This window comes from Pseudomonas rhizosphaerae (assembly GCF_000761155.1).
Lineage (GTDB): Bacteria > Pseudomonadota > Gammaproteobacteria > Pseudomonadales > Pseudomonadaceae > Aquipseudomonas > Aquipseudomonas rhizosphaerae.
In genome coordinates this window covers 1,357,876-1,377,333 of the sequence record NZ_CP009533.1, presented here as the reverse complement: position 1 = coordinate 1,377,333, position 19,458 = coordinate 1,357,876, and the positions used below count along the sequence as shown (strand labels likewise).

The window sequence follows — 19,458 nt, the reverse complement described above, 5'->3', positions numbered from 1 at the left end:
CCAAGAGACCTCAACGAGGCTCATGGATCGGGCAACCATTGTGCTTGCCGCGAAAGCCTGCAGACATCTCGTAGGTCGGTTTGCGCACGCGCATGACGCCGCCCAACGGACGGTGCGCCGCCAGGCCATGCCAAGGGCTGAACGACATCTGTTCGTTGATCGCTTGAATGCTCTCATCGGTCCAGGCGGCTTGAGCCGGCACTTCGATACGTGCAACGGTAACGAAAGGGCTCAACTCTTCAGACCACTCCTTGGACGCATCCTCGATGGGCATTTGTTCAAGGTCGGTCGCCAGCTGGATACGCACTTCCCACGTACCCCCCTGGTTTGCAAAATACTGGGTGACCGCTTCGCGCAGGCCATCCGGTTTACCGTCCAGATCGACCGGTTGATCGGTCAAATCGGTCAGCGACTGTGCCACGGGCACCACGGCCAGCTTGGCGTAGTGATTACCATAGAGAAACGGCACAACGGTGTTGAAGGTTTCACCGAGCACATGGGTCAGCGGATGCCCGCCCATGCTCTTCAGCGTACCGCTCTCACCGCCCATGGTTTCGATCACCGACTCCACGCCTCGCAGCAGCGCCGAAAACGCCTTCTTCAGGCCAGGGCCCTTGTCGGTCGTCTTGGCCAACAACTTGAGGCTCTTCAAAAAAGCCTTGGGTGTGGCCGCAGTGAACGCCTTGGCGTTCTGCATGACGAAATCCTGGGTCACATCACCTTCACTGCCCGGCAAACGTGCGCCCTGCACGCCGACGATCTTCAAGCCCAACCCCCTGGGGGTCGAGACCTTGTCGTCGAGCAGATCGCCCGGGTTGGTGGAAAAGCGCATGACCACAGGCAGCGTGCCCGGAACCGCAAAAGCCCCTTGTGCCAACGGCGCAGGGAGGCCCTCGAGCACCGTGATGTGGCCTCGAACCAATCCATGAGCCTTGGCATGCACACCACGCAACGCGTGGCCGCCGTCTTCGAACGTCGTGTCCAGAATACTGCGCATCACCTCGGTCAGCTCGCGGTTGGTCTCCTCCTCGTCATCGGGCACTTGCTCGAATGAAGGCTGGAATTCCAGCGGCGTGACGGTCAACCGATTTTCCGGCAACGGATTATCCAAAGAATGGCTCATGTGCATGCCTCTGCTCAGGTCGTACGGTTATCACGCTGGTTTTTATTATTTGGCCAAGTCGGCCTTCAAACGCTCGCCTGCATACATCTGGGCTTCCTCGGCTTTCTTCACCACCGCTGCGGTGCCGAAAAACTCGTGAGTCACGCCAGGGTAGACCTCGCGTTCAACACTGACACCCGCCGTACGCAGCGCTTTTTCCAGCTGTGCGCCATCGTCACGCAAGGGGTCGATCTCAGCATTGATCACGGTGACCGGGGGCAGACCTTTCAAGTCGGCGTGAACCAGGTCGATACGTGGATCTTTGGCGTCTGCCGGGCCCTTGGTCACGTTGTCGATGAACCACAGCATCATCGGACGATTGAGCGGCATCGCATCGGCATACTTGCGATAGGACTCGGTCTCGGTGTTGGACTGCGCCACCGGGTACACGGACAGCACGTGCTTGGGCTCGGTCAGGCCGGCCTTGTGCGCGGCGACGGCGGTGGCCACAGCCAGGTTGCCACCAGCGCTCTCACCGGCCAGCGCCAGGCGCTTGCCATCACCATTGACGGCGGAGGCGTTCTTGCTCAGCCAACGATAGGCAGCCAGGGCATCGTCATGGGCCGCAGGAAACTTGTTCTCGGGAGCGCGGCGGTAGTCGACGGACACGACCACGGCGTTGGCTTGCTTGGAGATCCCGCGGGCGCCGCCGTCATAGACTTTGCGATCGGCGAACACCCAGCCGCCACCGTGGAAATACAGGACCACCGGGAACGGGCCGGCGCCTTCGGGGGTGTAGACGGTGGCTGGCAACGCACCCGCCGCGCCGGGCACGGTGATGTCACGGGTCGTCACGCCTGGGACCAGAGCGGTAGGCGTGGTGTCGCGCTTTTCATCGACGAGCACGCCTTTCACGGCGTCGGCGATGGTCGGTTGCTGCCGTGCTTCGACCGCCGTGATCTTTTCCACGGCCTTGGCATCGAAGCTGGCGAATTTATTGAGGACAGTCTGCATGTCCGAGTCGGTACGGAACATGCTCTTGGTGCCGCTGACAGCCAGCTCGGAGACGGAACGTTTTTCCGGGTCGCGAGCGCAACCGCTCAACGCCAGTGCTACGCCAGCCGCGCACAGTGCAATTGCCCACTTTCGGTCTGTCTTGATCATTGTTGGTGCCTCGGACGGGAATAGGAACGTTACAAAATATCAGGCCACTGATAGCAACTTGATGTTCCAAAATTCCCGCACAGGGCCGGACCAACGGTCCTGCGCAAAATACCGCCACCCCTGTAGCAGCGGCGCAAGCCGCGTGGTTATCACCGCTGCCTGTCTCTAGTAGGAGCGGTCAGTGGCCGCGAAAAGAACGCCGTGAATTGCCTGATGCACCGCAGTGTCCAATTCGCGGCCAAAGACCGCTCCCACAGCGCAGCTACAGAAGGGCCTGTCCCGCAGGGTTACGCGATGGCGTCCCAGGCGCGGTCGCCGGAGGCGTCCTTGATGCGCGTCGGCAGGCCCATGGCGTCGAGCGCCTTGAGGAACGGCTCGGCTGGCAGCTCTTCGACGTTGGCCATGCGCTGCACATCCCACTCGCCGCGGGCAACCAGCAGGGCTGCAGCCACGGGTGGTACACCCGCCGTGTAGGAAATGCCCTGGCTGTCGGTCTCGGCGTAGGCCTCTTCATGGTCCGCGACGTTGTAGATGAACACCTCGTGCGGCTGCCCATTGCGGCTGCCCTTGACCAGATCGCCGATGCAGGTCTTGCCGGTATACCCCGGTGCCAGCGACGAAGGATCGGGCAGTACCGCCTTGACCACCTTGAGTGGCACCACTTCCAGCCCTTCGGCGGTCTTCACCGGCTGCTCGGACAGCAGGCCGAGATTCTTCAGCACCGTGAACACATTGATGTAGTGCTCGCCGAAGCTCATCCAGAAACGCACGTTGGGCACATCGAGATTCTTCGACAGCGAGTGCACTTCGTCATGCCCGGTCAGGTACAGGTTCTGCGAACCCACCACTGGCAGATCGTCTGTGCGCTTGACTTCGAACATGGTGTTGCTGGTCCACTGGCTGTTCTGCCAACTCCAGACCTGCCCGGTAAATTCGCGGAAATTGATTTCCGGATCGAAATTGGTGGCGAAATACTTGCCGTGGGAGCCGGCATTGACGTCGAGGATATCGATCGAATCGATGCGATCGAAATGCTGTTGCTGCGCCAGTGCGGCATAGGCATTGACCACGCCCGGATCGAAACCCACGCCCAGAATGGCGGTGATGTTCTTCTCCCGGCACTCTTCCAGGTGCTTCCACTCGTAGTTGCCGTACCAGGGCGGGGTTTCACAGACCTTGCCCGGCTCCTCGTGGATGGCGGTGTCCAGGTAGGCCACGCCGGTATCGATGCAGGCGCGCAGCACCGACATGTTCAGAAACGCGGAACCGACGTTGATGACGATCTGCGATTCGGTCTGCAAAATGAGCGCCTTGGTCGCCTCGACATCCAGCGCATCGAGTGCGAACGCCTTGATGTCGGCGGGCTGCTTGAGGCTGCCCTTGGCCTTGACGCTGTCGATGATGGCCTGGCATTTGGAGATGTTGCGCGACGCGATGGCAATACGACCAAGTTCATCGTTGTGCTGCGCGCACTTGTGGGCCACCACCTTGGCGACACCTCCTGCACCAATGATAAGAACGTTCTTCTTCAATTTATTCACTTCTCCTCGGCTGTCCGCTTACGAAAGGCTGGACAGGTAGTCTTCGAAACCAAACTCACGTACCACCTCGACTGTACCGTCGAGTTGTTTCACTACGATGGACGGCATCTTCAAGCCGTTGAACCAGTTCTTCTTGACCATGGTGTAACCGGCGGCATCGACGAACGACAGGCGATCGCCGATGGCCAACGGACGCTCGAACGGGTATTCGCCGAAAATGTCGCCGGCCAGGCAGGATTTCCCGCACACCATGTAGGTATGTTCGCCACTGCTGGGCGCCAGCTTGGCATTGAGCCGGTAGATCAGCAGGTCGAGCATGTGCGCTTCGATCGAGCTGTCCACAACAGCCAGGTGCTTGCCGTTGTAGAGGGTGTCGAGCACGGTGACTTCCAGCGATGCGCTGTTGGTGATCGCCGCCTCACCGGGCTCCAGGTACACCTGCACGCCGTACTTCTGCGAAAAGGCCTTGAGCCGGGCGCAGAAGTCGTCCAGTGCGTAACCTTCGCCGGTGAAATGAATCCCGCCGCCCAGGCTGACCCACTGCACCTTGTGCAGCAGGTGGCCGAAGCGCTCCTCAATGGTCCCCAGCATCTTGTCGAACAGGGCGAAGTCGCCGTTCTCGCAGTTGTTGTGGAACATGAAGCCGGATATCTGCTCGATCACTTCCTCGACCTTGGCCGGGTCCCATTCGCCCAGGCGGCTGAACGGACGCGCCGGGTCGGCCAGCAGGTAGTCGGAGCTGCTCACCTGCGGGTTGACTCGCAAGCCACGGGTCTTGCCTTGGGAAGCCTGGGCAAAACGCTGCAGCTGGCCGATCGAGTTGAAGATGATCTTGTCGCAGTTGGCGAGCATCTCTTCGATCTCGTCGTCGGCCCAGGCCACGCTGTAGGCGTGGGTCTCACCGGCAAACTTCTGCCGACCCAGCTTGAGCTCGTACAGCGAGGACGATGTGGTGCCGTCCATGTACTGCTCCATCAGGTCGAACACCGACCAGGTGGCGAAGCACTTGAGCGCCAGCAACGCCTTGGCCCCGGACTGCTCGCGCACGTAGGCGATCTTTTCCAGGTTGCCCAGGAGCTTCTGTTTGTCGATGAGGTAGTACGGCGTATTGATCATTTCGAGGCCCCCGGCATGGCCAGCCAAAAAAAGGACCCGCATTGTGCCTTCAGTTACCCCAGACCGAAAGAGCAGCCGCCGGATTTCCACGCGATGCCACCCCACCGACCGCGACATCGGACACACCGCATACACCGCCGACGCGGCTCGCGCCGCTGCTACAGGGGTGTGCGAGCCGCGTCCGGCCGTGACGCGATTACCGGGACTTGCGCCGGGCCAGCAGGCCGCCGATCAGGCCAGTGGCGCAGCCGATCAGCAGGCCGCCGACATGCGCACCATTGGCGATCTCACCAAAGCCCAGCACGCTCACCAGCCCACTCAGGCACAGCCCGAGCCACACCAGCATCATGACCAGCACGCCGCGTGGCAGGCGATAGATCGGGTTGGGCGCCAGCCACTGGTACAGCCAGCAATGCCCCAACAGGCCATACAGCACGCCCGACAACCCGCCGAACAGGCTCGGCCCACTGACCAGGTACTGAACCACGTTGGACACCAAGCTGAACGACAGGGTCAGGCCCAGCAAGTTGATCCGCCCCTGCAACGCCTCGATACGCCGCCCCAGCTCCCAGTACCACAAGGCGTTCATCGCCAGGTGCAGCAGGCCAAAATGGATCAGCATGGGAGTGAACAAGCGCCACCATTGGCCACTGGCCAGGGTATCGGCCAAAGGCGTGAAATAGAGGTATTCGCCCTGCACCTGGAAATCGAGGAAGGTCAACCAGCGCATATTGCCCAGGTTTTCTCCCAGCAAGGTCAACCCCGCCACCACCAGGCACGCCAGGAGCACCGCTGCCGTGGCCGGGCTGGCCTTGAGCTGCTGGACGAAACCCGGCCCGCGCACCGGCGCATGCCGGGCCATCAGCTCAGGATCGACTTGCGCGTTGCCCTCGGGGTAGCGCTGGTACAGGTCGCGGATATCATGGGCCAGACGCTCGTCGGGCACCCACAAAACCTGGCTGCCCTGCTCTTCACTGACCCGATGCGGCACTTTCAGACGCCGCAGCAAGCCCACAAAGCCACTCAGGTCGGTGCTCAAAGGCAGACGCAATACAACGACAGCACTCATCAGATCGCCTCCGGGCGCTCGACATCGACCCACACGAACTTGCGCGGATCGATTCGGGTTTCGTGATCCAGACGGTACGCCACCAGCTTGCCGTACAGCACCGCGCTGTAGTCCAGGCACGCCAGGTTCGGCCGTATCGCCGCCGGTCGCCCGCTGCGCCAGTAGTGGCCGACGAACAGCAATGGCTCGTCGACTCCGTAGCGCAGCAAGGCGCTCTTCTGCTCGGGGCTCAACGGCGCGCAGGCGACCTCGTCCGGCAGCGCGTCGGGCTGGAATACCACATCACCGTAGGTTTGCGGATCGTCTTCCCAGAACTTGGTCCGAAAGAATGCGCGGCTCAGGCCATCCGCGCCGGTCAGAGTGCGGCCACCGGGCAGGCGCATGTCAGTGCCACGCAGCAGGCGGTCGAACACCTGGCAGGCGAAGCTGCCCTTGACCGCCGACGCCTGGAGAAAATGGGCGTCGATGCAGCCATCTGGGTGCTGGCGACGCAATGGCTCGATCAAGCCGGCGTCCCAACACGCGTGCACCAGGCGAAAACGCCCGGCGTCCAGGAACAACGGCAACTCGTAGAACCAGCCAAGAAAATCATGCCAGTCGCCGGGATGCTGGGCGAACTGATCCAGCGTGGCCTGGATCAGGCGTTCGTGCCGCGGCACATGCTCGCGTACGTACTGCTTGCCACTACCGGGCATGGCCGGTGTGCTCCAGCCCAAGGCGTTGAACTCATGATTGCCCATGATGCAACGCGCCTGATCGGCCTCGACCATGTCATGGACGATGTGCAGGGACTCGCGGATCCGTGGCCCGCGATCGATGATGTCGCCAAGAAACAACGCTTGGCGCGAGGTATGGCGCCAGACGCCGCCCTGCTTGTGATAGCCCAGCCTGTCGAGCAGATGTTCAAGCGTGTGCGCGCAGCCGTGCACATCGCCGATCAGGTCATAACTTCGCGCCGGGTCGAGCATCAATCGCCTCCGGTGTTGCCGAGCCGGCTGCCCCAGCCGAGTTTGGTCCGGCACACTTCGTAATAATTGTGGTCCAGCGGGTGGATCAAACGCAGTTTCTGCGATTTCTTGCGCACCGTGAGGGTATCGCCCGGAGCACAGGTAAAGTGGTTCTGGCCATCACATGAGACTTGCGGATAGATCTGCATGTTCTTTGAGACAACGATTTTCATCTCGCTGTTGCCATCGACCACGATCGGCCGCCCCGAAAGCGTGTGCGGGTACATGGGCACGATCACGATCGCATCGAGCTTGGGGTGCATGATCGGCCCGCCCGCCGACAGTGCGTAGGCGGTCGAGCCGGTCGGCGTGGCCAGGATCAGACCGTCGGCCTTCTGGCTGCAGACGAACTGACCGTCGATGTAGATCTCGAACTCGATCATGCGGGTCGACTTGCCCGGGTGCAGCACCACATCGTTGAGCGCATCGCCCTGGCCGATGGCCTCGCCATGCCGGCGCACTTCGGCCTCGAGCAGGAAGCGGTTCTCGACCAGGTAGTGCCCATCCAGCACCTCGGCGACTTTCACTTCGAGCTCGTCGGGGCGGATGTCGGTGAGAAAGCCCAGGCTGCCGCGGTTGATCCCCAGCACCGGGGTGTTGTGCCGCGCCAACGCCCGTGCCGCGCCCAGCAGGCTGCCGTCGCCGCCGACCACGATCACCAGGTCACAGACTTCGCCGAGCATCTTGCGCGACGAGGTCTGCAGGTTGTGGCCGGGCAGCACTTCGGCGATGGTGTCCTCGAGAATGACGTGCATGTGCCTGTCGAGCAGGAAGCGCTTGAGGCGGCGAATGGTATCGAGCACCTGCGAGCTGCCGAGGCGGCCGATGATACCGATATTGCGAAATTGCTCCATGAGGCTCCTGCTCGGGTCTGTTCTGGCTATTGGGATGCGCCAGGCACATTCCACAACGCTGTCGCGCAACCAGCGGTTGCGGACACAAATACGGATCTGGATTATGGAGTAAAGCCGTTGCCGCACAAAACCCTTTCAGCCACCGCGCCATTGACCGGGATCGTTCCATGAATCCATTCGCCGCCCTTGCCGACTTTCCGCGCCACCTGCGCCAGCCTCAGGTACGCGATCTGGCGTGGGTCATCCTCGCCCCACCGCTGCTGCACACTGCGCCGTGGCCGCAACGTCACCCACTGGCCGGCAGCATCTGGGCCGAACGGCCCGAGCAGGTGCAAGCCTGGCTGCAGGCGCAGGACGACGCCAGCCAGCCGCTGCTCGACTGGCTGGCCCAAGCCCCCACCCGGCGCCTGGGCCTGTACTACGAGCGCCTGTGGCAATTCGCCCTGCACCAGGCGCCCGGTATCGAGCTGCTGGCCGCCAACCTGCCGATCCGCAGTGGCGGGCACACCCTGGGCGAACTCGACATGGTGATCCGCGACCGCGACGGCGTGCATCACCTGGAACTGGCCATCAAGCTATATTTGGGGCCGGTGGCCGCCGATGGCCACGACGCCTTCCAATGGCTGGGCCCCAATACTCAGGATCGTCTGGGTCGCAAGCTCAACCACCTGACCGAGCACCAGTTGCCCATCTCCACATCCAGCCAAGGCCGCGAGGCATTGCAGGAACTGGGCATAGAACGGTTCGACGCCCACCTGTGGCTGGCCGGCTACCTGTTCTACCCCTGGCCAGGTGCAGCGAGTGCGCCCGAACATGCCCACCCCGACCACTTGCGCGGACGCTGGGTGCATCAGCGCGACTGGCCGACCTTCGTCGAGCAACGCCCAGACGGGCGCTGGCATCCGCTGCCGCGCGATGCCTGGCTGGCACCGGCTCGCCTCGCTGCCGCCGACGCCTGGGCACCCGACCAGCTCAACGCCTGGCTGCAGCAACTGGACCCACTCGCCGCCGCGCAGATGCTCGTGCGTCTGACCCACGACGCTCATGGTGACTGGCAGGAAGCCGAGAGGGTCTTCCTGGTCGCCGACCCCTGGCCAGCGCTACCAGGCGTGTGATCCCCCGGGCCGGCTAAAGATGTCCAGTGCCGGCCCGATACCCTGTGCATGACCGCTCGAGTAGTCGCCCCATGACCTGGAGAAACACCCACGAACGTTACGGCAGCCTGTCGATCGCCCTGCACTGGTCGATGCTGGTTCTGCTGGCTGCCACCTATGCCTGCATCGAGTTGCGGGGGCAGTTTCTGCGGGGCAGTGGCGGGCGTGCGCTGATCGTGCAGTTTCACTTCATGCTCGGATTGAGCGTGGGCCTGCTGGTGTGGTTGCGCCTGCTGGCGCGAAGCCTGGGTGCCACGCCATGCATCGTGCCGCCTCTGCCGGTCTGGCAGACGCGCCTGGCGAGCCTGATGCACGCTGCCCTGTATGCCCTGATGATCGGTTTGCCGCTGCTGGGCTGGCTCATTCTCAGCGCGCAGAACAGGCCCATCGTGTTCTGGGGTATCGAGTTGCCGCACCTGATCGCCGAGGACCGCGACCTGGGAGGACGCCTGCAGGAGTGGCACATGCGCATCGCTGGCTGGGGCTACTGGTTGATTGCTCTGCACGCAGGACTGGGCCTGGCCCATCACTACCTGCGAGGCGACAACACCCTGCGCCGCATGCTGCCAAAGCGCGACTGAAGCCTCAAGGCGCCGCGCGCCACCCTTGCAGGCCTCCGGTGTGCACGAACACCACTCGCCTGCCTGCCACCAACACACCGGCTGCAACCGCCTCGCGCAGCGCCCACAGCGCCTTGGCCGTGTACACCGGCTCCAGAGGGATTCCTGCCTCGTCCTCGCAGGCCTGCATGAACGCAAGCAACGTACTGTCCATCCTGGCAAAGCCGCCACGGCTGGCATCGAGCAAGGTATAGCCGTGGTCGCCACACAGCGCGCTCACCTGCTCATGCACACCATGCCTCGGCCCCACTGCCATGGCTCCGTACACCAAACGGCGCCCGCCTTCGGCGAGGACCATACCGGCCAGCGTCGTACCGGTACCCACGGCCAGCCACCACGCGTCGAAATCGTCCCAACCGATGTCCGCCAGCTGCGCGTGCGCCTGAACCTGCAAGGCAGCGCAGCCCTTGGCCCCCAGCAACCCACCACCGCCCTCGGGCACGGGTAGCAGATCCGGGTAGCGCGCCTGCCAGGGCGCCCAGAAATCTTCCCGGTGACGCTGCCGATACCCCTCGTAACCCAACCAATGCAGCTCCATTCCCCAGCGCTGCAGGTCGGTCACGGTCGGCGTGACCTGGCTGTGGCCGCGTAGCAAGCCGACCGTGCGCAGCCCCAGGCGCACGCCGGCGGCCGCCAGGGCATGCAGATGGTTGGAATGGGCGCCGCCCAGGCTGATCAGGCCATTGCAGCCAGCGGCCTGAGCAGCCAGCAGGTGATGCTGCAACTTGAACGACTTGTTACCGCTGATCAGCGGATCGATGAGGTCCAGCCGCAGCACGGCGGCTTCGATCCCGGCCGCAGTGAGCCAGGACAATCGCAAGGGTTGCAGCGGTGCGCGCGGTAGGTCGAGAAGCATGGCTGCCTGACAAGCGGGAGGTAGAAATGAGCGGCGCCGGGTCCGACCCGGCGCTGCTCATTCTACAGCACCGCCGCCAGGCGCGAGCCTTGATCGATCGCACGCTTGGCGTCCAGTTCGGCGGCCACGTCCGCGCCGCCGATCAGGTGCACACGCTGCCCGGCATCGAGCAATCCCTGCTGGAGCTCGCGCAACGGATCCTGTCCCGCGCAGATCACCACGTTGTCCACCGCCAGCACCCGCGGCTCACTATCACCGACGCGCACGTGCAGGCCGGCGTCGTCGATCTTCAGGTACTCGACCGCATTGACCATGCGCACGCCCTTGTTCTTCAAGCCGGCACGGTGGATCCAGCCAGTGGTCTTGCCCAGGCCGTCGCCCACCTTGCCCGCCTTGCGTTGCAACAGGTAGACCTCGCGCGCCGGCGCATGGCTGTGCGCTGCAACCCCAGCCACACCGCCGCGGGCCTGCAGCGTCAGGTCGATACCCCACTCCTTCCAGAACGCCTCGCGATCGAGGCTGGTGAATGGCCCCTGATGCACCAGGAATTCGCTGACGTCGAAACCGATGCCACCGGCGCCGATCACCGCCACCCGTTGCCCCACCGGGCGCCGCTCCAGCAGCACATCCAGATAACCCAGCACCATGGGATGGTCGATTCCCTCGATGTCCGGCAGCCGCGGCGCAATGCCCGTGGCCAGTATGACCTCGTCGAAACCACCGCCTGCCAATGTAGCCACACCGACCCGCGTGCCAAGGCGCACGTCGACGCCGAGCCGCTTCAGCCGGCGATCGAAATAGCGCAGGGTTTCGTTGAATTCTTCCTTGCCGGGAATGCGCTTGGCCACGTTGAACTGCCCGCCGATCTCATCCTGCGAGTCGAACAAGGTCACCTCGTGGCCGCGCTCGGCCGCCACGGTGGCGGCAGCCAGCCCGGCCGGCCCGGCACCGACTACCGCAATCCTGCGCACCTGGGTCACCGGCAGGTAATTAAGTTCGGTTTCATGGCAGGCGCGCGGATTGACCAGGCAGCTGGTCAGCTTGCCGGCGAAGGTGTGGTCCAGGCACGCCTGGTTGCAGGCGATGCAGGTGTTGATCTCGTCGCCCCGGTTGGCGGCGGCCTTGTTGATGAATTCAGGGTCGGCCAAGAACGGCCGGGCCATCGACACCATGTCCGCGTCGCCCTCGGCCAGGATGCGCTCGGCCACCTCCGGTGTGTTGATGCGGTTGGTGGTGATCAGCGGCAGCCGCACCGCCGTGCGCAGCTTGGCCGTGACCTTGCTGAACGCCGCGCGGGGCACCTTGGTGGCGATGGTCGGAATGCGCGCTTCGTGCCAGCCGATACCGGTGTTGATCAGGGTGGCTCCCGCCGCCTCGATGGCCTGGGCCAACTCGACCACCTCTTCCCAGACGCTGCCGCCTTCGATCAGGTCGAGCATGGACAAACGAAAGATGATGATGAACTCGCGCCCGACCGCTTGCCGCACCTGACTGACGATCTCGACCGCCAGCCGCATGCGATTGGCGTAGCTGCCGCCCCAGCGATCGCTGCGCTGGTTGCTGTGGGCTGCCAGGAACTGGTTGATGAAGTAACCTTCGGAGCCCATGATCTCGACCCCGTCGTAGCCGGCCGACTGGGCCAGTCGGGCACATTCGACGAAGTCGGCGATCTGCTTCTGAATGCCTTCTTCATCCAGCTCGTGTGGCTTGAACGGGTTGATCGGCGCCTGGATGGCGCTTGGCGCCACCAGCTTGGGACTGTAGGCATAGCGACCAGCATGGAGGATCTGCAGACAGATCTTGCCACCCGCCGCATGCACCGCCTGGGTAACGAGCGTGTGCTTCTGCGCTTCCTCGGACGTACTGAGCTTGGCCGCCCCGGCATACACCCCGCCCTCTTCGTTCGGCGCAATGCCGCCGGTGACGATGAGGCCCACCCCGCCCCGCGCGCGTTCGGCGAAATACGCAGCCATGCGCTCGAAACCACCGGGCTTTTCCTCGAGACCGGTGTGCATGGAGCCCATCAGGCTACGGTTGCGCAAGGTGGTGAAACCCAGGTCCAGCGGGGCCAGCAGATGAGGATAGGAAGCAGCGGCCATGGGATCTCCACAGGCAGGATCACGGGTACGTGCAGAGCCTCGTTCGGCGGGCTCGGTCACAGGGGGTGTCTAACAGTAGAGACGCGAGACGCCCGCCTCAATGACCAGAAATGACAAGTCATTGATCATGCTGCACGCGACGTCTACCCTAGGGCGGATTCACCAACAGGAGCCAGTTGTTGTCCTTCATGCGCAAAATCCTCATGTCCGCCGTCGCCCTGCTTTTGCTGGCGGCATTGACCACCTATGCGCTATGGACCACCCAGCGCCCCGTAGGGCACTACCTGTCGGACCTGCGTATCAACCTCGATGCGGTCGACGGCGCTTCTGCCGGGCGAGGCAATCTGCTGGGGATCCAGCCCGAACTGTTTCCGGCGGACTACCAAAGCGTCGAGCGCCTGCGCCTGAAACTGGCTGGTTATCTGCAGCATGCCCAGAACGCCGGCCTGATCGGCAGCAAGACCGTCGTGGTCCTGCCCGAGCACATCGGCACCTGGCTGTGGGCAGTGGGCGAGAAAAACGAGTTTTACCAGGCCTTGCAGCGGCGCGATGCCGAACAATGGCTGGCCGCCAGCAACCCTGTGGATCTGCTCGCCGGACTGGCCCGCGCCCATGGCGACGATCGCTTCGCCGACGCCTACCTGCGCATGAAGGCCGTGCGCATGGCCGACCAGTACCAAGCGCTGTTCGGCGGCCTTGCCAGGCAGTTTGGCGTGACCTTGGTCGCAGGCTCCATCGTTCTGCCCAGCCCCTCGGTGGTAGATGGTCGCCTGTGCACCGATAACGGGCCCCTGTACAACGCAAGCGTCGTATTTGCCGCCGATGGCGCCGTGCTGGGTCAACCGCAGCTGCAGCACTTCACCAGCCACCCCACGCGCCGCTATGTGCAACCTCTTGGCGACGCACCGTTCAACGTGTTCGAGACCCCGGCGGGAAAACTCGCCGTGCTGATCGGCACCGACAGCTGGCACCCGGCAAGCCATGCACAGCTGCGCCAGCAAGACGTGCAATTGCTGGCGGTACCGGCATCGGTGCTGGGCCGCGGCCGCTGGTCCAGCCCGTGGCGCGGCTTTCGCATCAGCGCCACCCCGGACAATGCCGCCCTGCTGCCGGGCCAGGTCAGCGAGGCACAAGCCTGGCAGCGCCTGGGCGAAGAAAGCGTAGCGCAGGCGAGCATGACCGTGTTCATGGGCGGGCACTTCTGGAATCAGTTCTACGAGGGGCGCAGCTTTGCCCGCCAGGGCGAGCGCTTCAGCCAGGTCGGCGACGGGCGTGGCGCGCGCCTGATCAACCTGTGGCTCTAGACTCGTGAGCGGCCAGCGCACCAGACTCGGCGACTTGTCAGTGGGCTTCACCCAGAGCCTGGCGCAAGCGGTACGCAGTCACGGCCATGATCCCATGCCTCTACTAGCACAGTACGGGTTGGAACCCAGCCGGCTCAACGTCGCCGGAGCGCGGCTGACCATCGCCCGCTACATGCGCCTGGGCCACGCGGCCATCGCCCTGACCGGCGACCCGGCCCTGGGCCTGCGCATTGGCCAAGCCAGCCGACTTAGCCAGGCAGGCCTTGCCGGAGTCACGGCAGCACAGGCACCGACCGTACGCGAGGCGGCCCGCACGCTCATTCGTTTCGAAGCGCTGTACGCCGCCAACTATCGCGGGCAGTCGAGCTTCCACGAGGACCGTGAAGGCGCTTGGCTGCGCTTCTATTCGATCAGTCCCTACAACGCCTATAACCGCTTTGTGGTGGACTCGCTCCTGACGGGCTGGCTACGGCAACTGAGCATTCTGGCCGGACAGAACCTGAATGCACAGCGGCTGGAGATCGAGTTTTCCGCGCCTGGCTATGCCGCCCACTACCCCGCCAACGCCGCCTTCGGCTGCGAACACAACCAGCTGCGCCTGACCCATGCCAGCCTTAACCTGCGCAATCCCGAACACTGCCCCAGTACCTGGCAACACCTGTTGCAGCTATGCGAGCAGGAACTGGAACGGTTGACGCGCATCCGCACTCTTGGCGAGCGGGTCAGCCAACTGCTGGGCCCGTTGCTCAATGGCGGGCGCGAGCCGACGCTCGATGAAGTCGCCGCCAGCCTGAAGATGCCGGCCTGGACTCTACGGCGCAAACTGACCCAGGAAGGTACGCAGTTTCGCTCGATTCTCAACGACACCCGCCGCGACCTGGCACAAACCTACATCCGCGATACCGAGTTGGCCTTCGGCGAGATAGCCTACCTGCTGGGCTTCACGTCGGCCGAGGCATTCCAGCGCGCCTTCAAGCGTTGGTGCGCGGTTACACCAGGCGAATACCGGCGTGCGAGCCGCCAATGACCTTCACGGGCCCAAGCCTCAGGGCTGGGGAACGGCCGAATCGACGGCAGGCGCCGCTGGGGCTTCAGGAGCAGCATCGGGCATGGCCTGGGTCGTCTCGGGCAGCGGAACGTACTGGATAGGTGCCGGCTGTGCAGGTGGGGCGATCGGTTGTGAGGCTTGCTGCTCGGGAGCGACCTCGGCCTGCGGCGCCTCGATGGCGGTCGGTGTCGGCTGAACCAGCGGCGCGGCCGCAGAGGCTGCTGCAGGTGTAGATGCAGGTACAGGTGCAGGCGCTAAGGAAGCGGCAGGGACGGTATCGGGAACGCCCAGTTCATCCTTGGCAGGCTGGGCCGGCACGACCTTCTTCGCCTGCACGGGCATGAAGCTCTCCACCAGGGAGAAATAGCGGTCGTAGAACTTGTCCGATGCCACCGTTTCGCTGGCCACCTTGACCATGGAGTCATCGGTTGAGCCGATCGGCATCGACACCGAACCCAGTACCCCGACACCCACGCTCGCGGAGTTGTTGACCTTCTTCAATGCGTAGCGATCCTGCAAGGCATTGGCGAACAACGTGGAGCTGTGCTCGCTGCTGGCATCGGCGACGCAGACCACATTGAAACTGATCTCGAGGTGACTTTCGCCGGTCTGCTGGAAACTCTTGTGCCCACTCACCTGACGCGGATCGTTGCTGGTGATGATGTAGCCCTGGCTCAGCAATGCCCGGCGCGCCGCCTCACAGGAGGCGATATCGCTGACCGGATAGTTGCGGGAAAAAGTGCCCGAATCGGCAAAGTTTTCATGTTCGTAGATGGCAGTCTTGGGCGAGGAACACCCTGTCAGGCCAAGCCATGCAAGAGCCAGAATGGCGCTGGGAAGGTGGCGCCCAAAGCGTAATGGGAATGACATTGTGGGTCCTGGAAAACGGTCTGCGGCTATTGTGCAACAGAAACTGCACCGATGGCGCAGCAAATACCGTTCAACCGGGACATGCGCTGATACGCGATGTTTCCACGGACTGCGTTACTTGACCACTACCTGCTGAGGCGCGACCTGCGCAGGTGTAGCAGCGGTGGCAGGTGAATCGACCGATGTGCTTGCCAGGGTCGCGCGCTGCTCTGCCCGGGCCTTGGCGCGCAACTGCTTGCGCCAGCGACGCTTGCTGCTTGCGGCAATGTACCAACCAAAGAAGGGGCCCAACAGCATGCCTGCGAGCATGCCCGCCAGAACGAATACCGACACCGGCAATGTCGTGCTGGACCACCCAAGAAAACTCAGCGCCACGCCCTGTTGATTCTCCAGCACGAACACCAGCACCACAGCGGCGACTGCCAGGAAAATCAACACCAGCAGCAACTTCTTGAGATTACGCAAAGCCTTCTCCTTCAACGTCGATCAAGCGAGTTCTTCGTCCTCGTTCACCCGGTCGCGCAATTCCTTGCCAGGCTTGAAGTGAGGGACGAACTTGCCGTCCAGGCTCACCGACTGGCCAGTCTTCGGATTGCGCCCGACACGCGGTGCGCGATAGTGCAGTGAAAAGCTGCCGAAGCCCCGTATCTCGATCCTGTCGCCCGTGGCAAGGCACTGCGACATTTGCTCGAGCATGGTCTTGATGGCCAATTCCACATCCTTGGATGAAAGTAGACCTTGATGGGTGACAATACGTTCGATCAGTTCCGACTTCGTCATATTTTTCCCTTCTTTATCAAGCAGCTAGATCAGCGCTGAGAAGGTTTTAGCATGGCTTGACAGATTTGAACAGCCCGACTCTTGACTTCTTGAAAATGAGTTGGCGGCGCACTATTTGAACGCACTGCTCTTGCGGCATTTGACGATCATGCTGCGCGTCGAATAACCGGCAGGGTTGAGACCGAAGACGTAGTCGTCCGGTTCTTCCTTGACGTCACTGGACTTGGCGAGGGTGCGGTAGCCCGCAGGCCCGCAGGCGGATTCGGCTTCTTTCTCGCACTGCGTCCAGGACGAGGTCAGGCCCGAACAGTTGATATGCAACCCACGACTGCCACGCTTGCCGTGGGACGTGGAGGTGGCGGCGCACGCGGTCACCAGCAGCAGTGCTGCGATGAGCAGGGTAAATTTCATGACTCGAGCCTTTTCTACTTCTTGGATGGACACGGGTTCAAGGGGCGACTTTTCAAGCGAAATGTCGAAATCGGGGGACAGCGACAAGCCACCTACCCTATCCAAGTAAGTGGCCAATTGCTAATTTACTTCAGGCAGGTTTCAGTACGACGATTGAAAAGTTTGTAACTTTTCGTATGTTGCTCCCAGTTATAGATAGCGTCCCCAGGGCAGTCAGCCTTGACTGTTGCAACGCACGAACATGGTCCGGCTGGCCATGCCCGGATTCCAGCCAAGAAAGCCATCCTCCGGTTCTTCCTTGATATCCGAGGTCTTTGCCAAGACCTTGTAGCCCGCCGAACGGCAGGCGTGCTCTGCCTTGTCGTAGCACTTGCCCCATGACGACCCCAAGCCACTACAGTTGATCTGCAACGCCTGCATGCCTCGATAATCTCGCTTGACCACCGAGGTGGACGAGCATGCGGATGTCAGACCAACTACTACGAACAGCATTGCGGTTACTACGGTTTTCATCCCTGGCGATCCTTGGGTATTCACTTATTGCCTTTGAACACCCAAGGCCCTGGTTAGTTCGCCATCGACCGTCTGCGGCACTGCAAGGAGCACAAATCACAGGCACAAAAAAGGGCGACCGAAGTCGCCCTTTTTCTACAGGTCAAACAGAACTTAGTTCTGCTTTTCCATCTGAGCACGCAGCAGGTCGCCCAGAGTGGTCGGACCAGCAGCGATATCCGAAGTGGCTGGCTTGTCGCGCAGGCTCTGGATAGCTTCTTTCTCGTCTTCAACGTCTTTCGATTTGATCGACAGTTGGATGACGCGGGACTTGCGGTCGACGCTGATGATCTTGGCTTCGACTTCTTCGCCTTCCTTCAGAACGTTGCGCGCGTCTTCAACGCGGTCACGGCTGATTTCGGAAGCTTTCAAAGTGGCTTCGATGTCGTCGGCCAGGGTGATTACAGCGCCCTTGGCGTCAACTTCCTTGACGATACCGCGAACGATAGCGCCTTTGTCATTGACGGCAACGTAGTTGGAGAACGGATCGTCTTCCAGCTGCTTGATGCCCAGGGAGATGCGCTCGCGCTCTGGATCTACCGACAGGATGACGGTGTCGAGCTCGTCGCCCTTCTTGAAACGACGTACGGCTTCTTCGCCCACTTCGTTCCAGGAGATGTCGGACAGGTGAACCAGACCGTCGATGCCGCCGTCCAGACCAATGAAGATACCGAAATCGGTGATCGACTTGATGGTGCCGGAGATTTTATCGCCCTTGTTGAACTGGCCAGAGAAGTCTTCCCACGGGTTCGACTTGCACTGCTTGATGCCCAGGGAGATACGACGACGCTCTTCGTCGATGTCCAGAACCATGACTTCCACTTCGTCGCCGACTTGTACGACTTTCGAAGGGTGGATGTTCTTGTTGGTCCAGTCCATTTCGGAAACGTGTACCAGGCCTTCCACGCCTTCTTCCAGCTCTGCGAAGCAGCCGTAGTCGGTCAGGTTGGTTACGCGCGCCATGACGCGGGTGCTCTCTGGGTAACGTGCCTTGATAGCAACCCATGGGTCTTCGCCCAGTTGCTTCAGGCCCAGGGATACGCGGTTACGCTCGCGATCGTACTTCAGAACCTTGACATCGATCTCGTCGCCAACGTTGACGATTTCCGATGGGTGCTTGATACGCTTCCAGGCCATGTCGGTGATGTGCAGCAGGCCATCGACGCCACCCAGATCGACGAATGCGCCGTAATCGGTGAGGTTCTTGACGATACCTTTGACTTGCTGACCTTCCTGCAGGGATTCCAGCAGAGCTTCGCGCTCGGCGGAGTTCTCGGCTTCCAGGACACTGCGACGGGAAACGACAACGTTGTTGCGCTTCTGGTCCAGCTTGATGACCTTGAATTCGAGCTCTTTACCTTCCAGGTGGGTAGTGTCGCGCACAGGGCGGACATCGACCAGGGAACCAGGCAGGAACGCACGGATGCCGTTAACGTCGACAGTGAAGCCGCCTTTAACCTTACCGTTGATAACGCCCTTGACCACTTCCTCGGCGGCGAAAGCTGCTTCCAGAACGATCCAGCACTCGGCACGCTTGGCTTTTTCGCGGGACAGCTTGGTTTCGCCAAAGCCGTCTTCTACCGCGTCCAGCGCAACGTGAACTTCATCACCGACCTTGATGGTCAGTTCGCCAGCGTCGTTGTAGAACTGCTCGAGCGGGATGACACCCTCGGACTTCAGACCGGCGTGGACAGTAACCCAGTCACCGTCGATATCGACGACGATACCGGTGATGATTGCGCCTGGCTGAAGATTGAGAGTTTTTAGGCTTTCTTCAAAGAGTTCTGCAAAGCTTTCGCTCATTTTAATTCCTGTAGATTTGGGCGAAACATACGCCCATCAGCCACGCTCCAGACAACGTGGGTTTCGTTCAAGTAAAAGAAAGCCACCGGGATCTTGACTGGGTTCCCG

At 62.1% G+C, this 19,458-nt stretch carries 19 protein-coding genes; 4 read left to right on the top strand and 15 right to left on the bottom strand.

Features of this window, described 5'->3' with window-relative positions:
* Positions 1-10: 10 nt before the first annotated feature.
* The 7 genes from LT40_RS06260 to LT40_RS06230 all read right to left on the bottom strand — a co-directional run bounded on the left by LT40_RS06260 (position 11) and on the right by LT40_RS06230 (position 7,853).
* A complete protein-coding gene (locus LT40_RS06260; protein ID WP_043193365.1) occupies positions 11-1,123 on the bottom strand; it encodes a catalase family protein in 1,113 nt (370 codons plus the stop codon).
* A 45-nt stretch (positions 1,124-1,168) separates the two neighbouring features.
* Positions 1,169-2,266 carry an alpha/beta hydrolase gene (locus LT40_RS06255; RefSeq protein ID WP_043187762.1) on the bottom strand — a complete coding sequence of 366 codons (1,098 nt, stop codon included), beginning with the start codon at positions 2,264-2,266 and terminating at the stop codon, positions 1,169-1,171.
* Positions 2,267-2,553: 287 nt separating this feature from the next.
* Positions 2,554-3,798: a saccharopine dehydrogenase family protein gene (locus LT40_RS06250; protein WP_043187758.1), complete on the bottom strand. Its 1,245-nt coding sequence runs from the start codon at positions 3,796-3,798 to the stop codon at positions 2,554-2,556.
* 27 nt (positions 3,799-3,825) lie between these two features.
* The gene (locus tag LT40_RS06245; RefSeq protein WP_043193362.1) at positions 3,826-4,923 is read right to left on the bottom strand and encodes a carboxynorspermidine decarboxylase; all 1,098 of its coding nucleotides are present in this window, start codon (positions 4,921-4,923) and stop codon (positions 3,826-3,828) included.
* 196 nt (positions 4,924-5,119) lie between these two features.
* A complete protein-coding gene (locus LT40_RS06240) occupies positions 5,120-5,992 on the bottom strand; it encodes a rhomboid family intramembrane serine protease (protein WP_043187756.1) in 873 nt (290 codons plus the stop codon).
* Complete coding sequence (locus tag LT40_RS06235) at positions 5,992-6,963, bottom strand: metallophosphoesterase (RefSeq protein ID WP_420329675.1); 972 nt, start codon at positions 6,961-6,963, stop codon at positions 5,992-5,994. Before LT40_RS06235 ends, LT40_RS06240 begins: the two co-directional genes overlap by 1 nt.
* Positions 6,960-7,853 (bottom strand): NAD(+) kinase, encoded by an 894-nt coding sequence (locus tag LT40_RS06230; RefSeq protein WP_043187749.1) that lies wholly within the window; start codon positions 7,851-7,853, stop codon positions 6,960-6,962. Before LT40_RS06230 ends, LT40_RS06235 begins: the two co-directional genes overlap by 4 nt.
* A 167-nt stretch (positions 7,854-8,020) precedes the next feature.
* On the opposite strand from LT40_RS06230, the gene LT40_RS06225 reads away from it, so the two are divergent.
* Positions 8,021-8,968, top strand: coding sequence for a DUF1853 family protein (locus LT40_RS06225; RefSeq protein WP_043187747.1), 948 nt, complete (start codon positions 8,021-8,023; stop codon positions 8,966-8,968).
* A gap of 71 nt (positions 8,969-9,039) precedes the next feature.
* Entirely contained in the window at positions 9,040-9,588 is a 549-nt protein-coding gene (locus tag LT40_RS06220) for a cytochrome b (protein WP_043187746.1), read from the top strand.
* Positions 9,589-9,592: 4 nt separating this feature from the next.
* On the opposite strand, the gene LT40_RS06215 is transcribed toward LT40_RS06220, so the two are convergent.
* Positions 9,593-10,483, bottom strand: coding sequence for a 1-aminocyclopropane-1-carboxylate deaminase/D-cysteine desulfhydrase (locus LT40_RS06215; RefSeq protein ID WP_043187742.1), 891 nt, complete (start codon positions 10,481-10,483; stop codon positions 9,593-9,595).
* A gap of 62 nt (positions 10,484-10,545) precedes the next feature.
* Positions 10,546-12,582, bottom strand: coding sequence for an NADPH-dependent 2,4-dienoyl-CoA reductase (locus tag LT40_RS06210; protein WP_043187739.1), 2,037 nt, complete (start codon positions 12,580-12,582; stop codon positions 10,546-10,548).
* Positions 12,583-12,770: 188 nt separating this feature from the next.
* Here LT40_RS06210 and LT40_RS06205 point away from each other — a divergent pair, with 188 nt between their 5' ends.
* The gene (locus LT40_RS06205) at positions 12,771-13,886 is read left to right on the top strand and encodes a nitrilase-related carbon-nitrogen hydrolase (RefSeq protein WP_043193358.1); all 1,116 of its coding nucleotides are present in this window, start codon (positions 12,771-12,773) and stop codon (positions 13,884-13,886) included.
* Between the two features lie 4 nt (positions 13,887-13,890).
* Positions 13,891-14,913 (top strand): AraC family transcriptional regulator, encoded by a 1,023-nt coding sequence (locus LT40_RS06200; protein ID WP_043187736.1) that lies wholly within the window; start codon positions 13,891-13,893, stop codon positions 14,911-14,913.
* A gap of 18 nt (positions 14,914-14,931) precedes the next feature.
* Here the strand turns inward: LT40_RS06200 and LT40_RS06195 are convergent, their stop codons facing one another.
* The 6 genes from LT40_RS06195 to rpsA all read right to left on the bottom strand — a co-directional run bounded on the left by LT40_RS06195 (position 14,932) and on the right by rpsA (position 19,350).
* Entirely contained in the window at positions 14,932-15,804 is an 873-nt protein-coding gene (locus tag LT40_RS06195; RefSeq protein ID WP_052393267.1) for a DUF2242 domain-containing protein, read from the bottom strand.
* 114 nt (positions 15,805-15,918) lie between these two features.
* Positions 15,919-16,269 (bottom strand): LapA family protein, encoded by a 351-nt coding sequence (locus LT40_RS21905; RefSeq protein WP_084139722.1) that lies wholly within the window; start codon positions 16,267-16,269, stop codon positions 15,919-15,921.
* A gap of 21 nt (positions 16,270-16,290) precedes the next feature.
* Positions 16,291-16,584 (bottom strand): integration host factor subunit beta, encoded by a 294-nt coding sequence (gene ihfB / locus LT40_RS06185; RefSeq protein ID WP_043187734.1) that lies wholly within the window; start codon positions 16,582-16,584, stop codon positions 16,291-16,293.
* 111 nt (positions 16,585-16,695) lie between these two features.
* Entirely contained in the window at positions 16,696-16,995 is a 300-nt protein-coding gene (locus tag LT40_RS06180) for a fimbrial protein (RefSeq protein ID WP_043187732.1), read from the bottom strand.
* Positions 16,996-17,208: 213 nt separating this feature from the next.
* On the bottom strand, positions 17,209-17,508 hold the full coding sequence (locus tag LT40_RS06175) for a hypothetical protein (protein ID WP_043187730.1): 300 nt from the start codon (positions 17,506-17,508) through the stop codon (positions 17,209-17,211).
* Positions 17,509-17,661: 153 nt separating this feature from the next.
* Entirely contained in the window at positions 17,662-19,350 is a 1,689-nt protein-coding gene (rpsA, locus tag LT40_RS06170) for a 30S ribosomal protein S1 (RefSeq protein ID WP_043187729.1), read from the bottom strand.
* Between the last annotated feature and the right edge of the window lie 108 nt (positions 19,351-19,458).

Bases quoted from the DNA above. Each gene is read 5' to 3' on its own strand.
- LT40_RS06260 (WP_043193365.1), bottom strand. From the start codon at position 1,123: ATGAGCCATTCTTTGGATAATCCGTTGCCGGAAAATCGGTTGACCGTC.
- LT40_RS06255 (WP_043187762.1), bottom strand. From the start codon at position 2,266: ATGATCAAGACAGACCGAAAGTGGGCAATTGCACTGTGCGCGGCTGGC.
- LT40_RS06245 (WP_043193362.1), bottom strand. From the start codon at position 4,923: ATGATCAATACGCCGTACTACCTCATCGACAAACAGAAGCTCCTGGGC.
- LT40_RS06240 (WP_043187756.1), bottom strand. From the start codon at position 5,992: ATGAGTGCTGTCGTTGTATTGCGTCTGCCTTTGAGCACCGACCTGAGT.
- LT40_RS06230 (WP_043187749.1), bottom strand. From the start codon at position 7,853: ATGGAGCAATTTCGCAATATCGGTATCATCGGCCGCCTCGGCAGCTCG.
- LT40_RS06225 (WP_043187747.1), top strand. From the start codon at position 8,021: ATGAATCCATTCGCCGCCCTTGCCGACTTTCCGCGCCACCTGCGCCAG.
- LT40_RS06220 (WP_043187746.1), top strand. From the start codon at position 9,040: ATGACCTGGAGAAACACCCACGAACGTTACGGCAGCCTGTCGATCGCC.
- LT40_RS06215 (WP_043187742.1), bottom strand. From the start codon at position 10,483: ATGCTTCTCGACCTACCGCGCGCACCGCTGCAACCCTTGCGATTGTCC.
- LT40_RS06210 (WP_043187739.1), bottom strand. From the start codon at position 12,582: ATGGCCGCTGCTTCCTATCCTCATCTGCTGGCCCCGCTGGACCTGGGT.
- LT40_RS06205 (WP_043193358.1), top strand. From the start codon at position 12,771: ATGCGCAAAATCCTCATGTCCGCCGTCGCCCTGCTTTTGCTGGCGGCA.
- LT40_RS06195 (WP_052393267.1), bottom strand. From the start codon at position 15,804: ATGTCATTCCCATTACGCTTTGGGCGCCACCTTCCCAGCGCCATTCTG.
- ihfB (WP_043187734.1), bottom strand. From the start codon at position 16,584: ATGACGAAGTCGGAACTGATCGAACGTATTGTCACCCATCAAGGTCTA.
- LT40_RS06180 (WP_043187732.1), bottom strand. From the start codon at position 16,995: ATGAAATTTACCCTGCTCATCGCAGCACTGCTGCTGGTGACCGCGTGC.
- LT40_RS06175 (WP_043187730.1), bottom strand. From the start codon at position 17,508: ATGAAAACCGTAGTAACCGCAATGCTGTTCGTAGTAGTTGGTCTGACA.
- rpsA (WP_043187729.1), bottom strand. From the start codon at position 19,350: ATGAGCGAAAGCTTTGCAGAACTCTTTGAAGAAAGCCTAAAAACTCTC.